Origin of the sequence: Muribaculum sp. (assembly GCF_029051885.1) — a bacterium.
Lineage (GTDB): Bacteria > Bacteroidota > Bacteroidia > Bacteroidales > Muribaculaceae > Muribaculum.
In genome coordinates, this window is sequence record NZ_JAIDKI010000226.1 from 1 (window position 1) to 4,272 (window position 4,272).

Genomic DNA, 4,272 nt, shown 5'->3' on the forward strand with positions numbered 1-4,272 from the left:
AGCGGCCAAGATATACGAAACAACCGGTAATTTTATAATTCCTCAATCTCTTGCTGAATTTGAAATAAATGCAAAAACATATCAACGATATAAAACAAAATGTCTCCCGTCGGTCATTCGCCGGCATCTTTCCGCCTGCTCTTCGGTCGTTATGGAACCCCATAACTCCCTCATCACAAGCGAAAATCTGCTCGACGATTGACCGCCCTGACGGTAACATTTATTATTAAACAAGCTCTTAGACAATCTCCGGAATAGCATTGTGAAAAGGATATATTTAGTAAATTTGCGCCCGATTTTTCAGATACTGTAACCTATGAACAAAAGAGGATTGTTTGCTTTGGCGCTTGGTACATTTGCGCTTGGAATCACTGAATATCTTACTATGGGTATCCTTGGCATGCTTGCCGTCGATATGCATGTGAGCGTGTCGGGAGCCGGAGCTTTTATTTCGGCTTATGCGTGTGGAGTGTGTGCAGGCGCGCCGGCTCTGCTGTTTGCGAGAAAGATGGCCCTGAAGAAACTTATGCTGCTGCTTGCTGCGGTCATCATGGCAGGCAATCTGCTTGCCGCAGTGGCTCCCGGATTCTGGACATTCTGTGTGGCAAGATTTATATCAGGTCTTCCCCACGGCGCATATTTCGGAGTGGGGGCGATAGTTGCCCGCAAGCTGGCATCGCCATCCAAGGCCGCCAGTGCGGTGGCTATATTGATAGGCGGCATGACGGTGGCTACGCTGGTGGGTGTTCCGGCCGGTACGCTCATCTCCAATGTGGCGTCGTGGCGTATTGCCTACATTGTGGTGGGATTGAGCGCCGCGGCTACTTTCATCGCCATAAGATGCTGGGTGCCTGACGTGCCCGGCCTTGAGGATATGGGATTCAAAGGGCAGTTCCGCTTTATGCGCACCCTGCCGCCATGGCTTATTTTCGGAGGTGTGCTGCTGGGTCAGATAGGTATCTACAGCTGGTACAGCTTCATTGACCCGCAGCTCACTCTTGTGGCGGGATTTTCGCGTGACTCGATGTCATGGCTTATGGTCCTTGCCGGATTCGGCATGTTTGCCGGCAATCTGGTGGCCGGACGTCTTGGCGACCGTTTCAAGCCGGCAGCGGTGGCTGCGAGTGTGCAGGCCTCGGCGATACCGGTGCTCGTACTGTTTTTCTATCTGGGTCACTACAAGCTGGCCGCCGTGGTGCTTATGGTGCTCGGCACAGCGGCATTGTTTGGTTCGGGCAGCCCCCTGCAGAGCGATATAGTGGGATATGCCCGCGGTGGCGAGATGCTCGGTGCTGCATGCATACAGATTGCCTACAATGCCGGCAATGCGATAGCCGCATGGTTCGGAGGTAAGGTAATCAACTATACCGACAGCTATATGGCGCCTGCTGTGGTAGGGTTGCCGCTTGTGGCCGTCGGAGCGCTTATGCTTGTGTACCTTTATTATCATTACGAGCGGCGCAACGGTGTGCCGCATGCCCGCTGACACACAGTGTCGGGGCGAACTTTAATTGCGCACGGATGTTTCATCCATGTGCACGGATTTGTCAGAGGAAAAACGCCTTATGGAGCGCTGTAAACCGTCTCCGCGAAAAAATTGGGCATTTTTATAGACAATCTATTAACACTTTTTCCTAATTTTGTCAAAATTTTTCATCCACAAAACTGAAAATGCCTAAGAATCTAGTAATAGTCGAATCGCCCGCAAAGGCCAAAACCATAGAGAAGTTTTTGGGAAATGACTACAAGGTAATGTCGTCATACGGCCATATCCGTGACCTCAACAAGAAGAAGTTCGGTATAGACATCGACAATGGTTTTGCGCCTGTCTATGAGATACCCGACGACAAGAAACAGCTGGTCGATGACCTTCGCAAGGCTGTCAAGGCTGCCGATGTCGTATGGCTGGCGTCTGATGAGGACCGCGAGGGTGAGGCTATCGCATGGCATCTTTGCGAGGTGCTTGGTCTTGATCCTGCCACCACGCGGCGCATCGTATTCCATGAAATTACCAAAAAAGCAATTGAGGAGGCTATAAGACATCCGCGTGCTATCGATCTCAACCGCGTCGACGCCCAGCAGGCCCGACGTGTGCTTGACCGTATAGTAGGATTCGAGCTTTCACCGGTGTTGTGGAAGAAAATCAAACCGGCATTATCGGCCGGACGTGTACAGTCTGTTGCTGTAAGGCTTATCGTGGAGCGCGAGCTTGAAATCAAGAATTTCAAGGCCGAGCCTTACTATCGTGTCAATGGCGAGTTTACAACCTCGGGTGGAGCGCCTTTGGCCGCACAGCTTGAGCGCCGTCTGCCCGACAGCGCGAGCGCCGAGGCTTTGCTTGAGGCTTGCCGCGATGCACGGTTTACCATTTCAGATGTCATTACAAAGCCTGTCACCAAGTCGCCCGCACCGCCATTTACCACCTCGACCCTCCAGCAGGAGGCCGCTCGCAAGCTCGGAATGACTGTGTCGCAGACGATGATGGTGGCCCAGAAGCTATATGAGGCCGGACACATTACTTATATGCGTACCGACTCGCTCAATCTTTCGACTCTTGCTGTCAACGCAATCTCGGAGGAGGTGACCCGGCGCCTTGGCGAGGAATATCTCAAGGTGCGCCATTACCACACCAATTCCAAAGGCGCCCAGGAGGCCCACGAGGCTATACGTCCTACCGATGTGCATGTGGCCGAAATCGACGGCACGTCGCAGGAAAAGCGTTTGTATTCACTCATATGGAAGCGTACTATAGCGTCGCAGATGGCTGATGCGCGGATTGACCGCACTACTGTCGACATATCGCCCTCGACATGCGCCGACCATTTTACGGCCAATGGCGAGGTGATACGGTTTGACGGATTCCTGCGTGTGTATATCGAAGGCCGCGACGACGACAGCGCCGACAGCGGCAGCGAGTCGCGTCTGCCTGCCATGAAGAGCGGCGACACTGTAGACATGCGCTCGATTGTCGCCACCGAACGTTTTACACAGCACCCCCCGCGCTATACCGAGGCATCGCTTGTGAAGAAGATGGAAGAGCTCGGCATCGGGCGTCCGTCGACATATGCTCCTACTATATCCACCATCCAGGCCCGCGAGTATGTGGAGAAGGGTGAGAAGGAGGGTGTGGAGCGCTTCTACGAGGTGCTTTCGCTTGACTCTGACGGAAAGATAGCTCGTTCGACACGTTCGGAGGTCACAGGTTCGGAGAAGGGCAAGCTCGTCCCGACCGACATAGGCATGGTGGTCAACGAATTCCTTATCAAATATTTCCCTTCGATTCTCGACTATGACTTCACGGCCAGGATGGAGGAGAAGTTTGATGATATAGCCGAAGGCCAGCTTAAGTGGAACAGTGAAATCGGCGATTTCTACAAGGTGTTTCATCCCGATGTGGAGCAGGCCAACAACATGCGCCTCGAGCACCGTGTGGGAGAGCGTCTGCTTGGCACCGACCCTGCCACCGGAAAGCCTGTGAGTGTGAAAATCGGGCGTTTCGGACCGCTCGTGCAGATAGGCGGCGCTGATGGCGATGACGACAAGCCTCAGTTTGCGTCGTTGCTCAAGGGGCAGTCGCTGAGTACACTTACTCTGGAAGAAGCTCTGAAACTGTTTGAATTCCCGCGCACGCTCGGCGAGTTTGAGGGGAAGGCGGTCACTGTGGCCATAGGGCGTTTTGGCCCGTATGTGCGCCACGACGGCAAGTTTGTGTCCATACCCAAGGAGCTTGCACCTGCCGCAATCACCCTGACTGAGGCCGAGGAGCTGATTGTGGCCAAGCGCGACAGCGAGAGCAAGAAGGTAATCAAGACGTTTGAGGGCGACGGTGACATGCAGATACTCAACGGCCGTTATGGCGTTTACTTCACCTACAACAAGAACAACTATAAGTTGCCGCGCGGTCTTGAGCATCCTGAGAATCTTACCCGCGATGAATTGCTGAAAATGGCCGAAGAGCAGGATGCCAAGCCCAAGAAGACCTCGACACGCCGCACATCCTCACGTAAAAAATAGGAGAATGTTTGAATTTAACTTTATGAAATCTTAAGAGGTCTTTCCGGCCTGTTTCGAGCTTTCATACAGTCATTATGGAACCTCATAATTCCTTCATTCAATCTCAAAACATTCTCGGAAATTCTCTCTGAATCTAAGAGCTTGTTTAATAATAAATGTTGCCGCCAGGGTCGTATAGCTTTAGACGATTTTCGACATGTGACGAAGGAGTGTACTTTATGTACACGACTGAGGAACAGGGCGAAAAGCGGCCAAGAT

At 52.6% G+C, this 4,272-nt stretch carries 2 protein-coding genes; both read left to right on the plus strand.

Going from position 1 to position 4,272, the window contains the following annotated elements; translation table 11 throughout:
* The first annotated feature begins 316 nt into the window (after positions 1-316).
* Positions 317-1,486, plus strand: a complete 1,170-nt coding sequence (locus K2I50_RS09215; RefSeq protein ID WP_301026026.1) for an MFS transporter — start codon at positions 317-319, stop codon at positions 1,484-1,486.
* A 185-nt stretch (positions 1,487-1,671) separates the two neighbouring features.
* Entirely contained in the window at positions 1,672-4,014 is a 2,343-nt protein-coding gene (gene topA / locus K2I50_RS09220; RefSeq protein ID WP_301026027.1) for a type I DNA topoisomerase, read from the plus strand.
* Positions 4,015-4,272 lie beyond the last annotated feature (258 nt).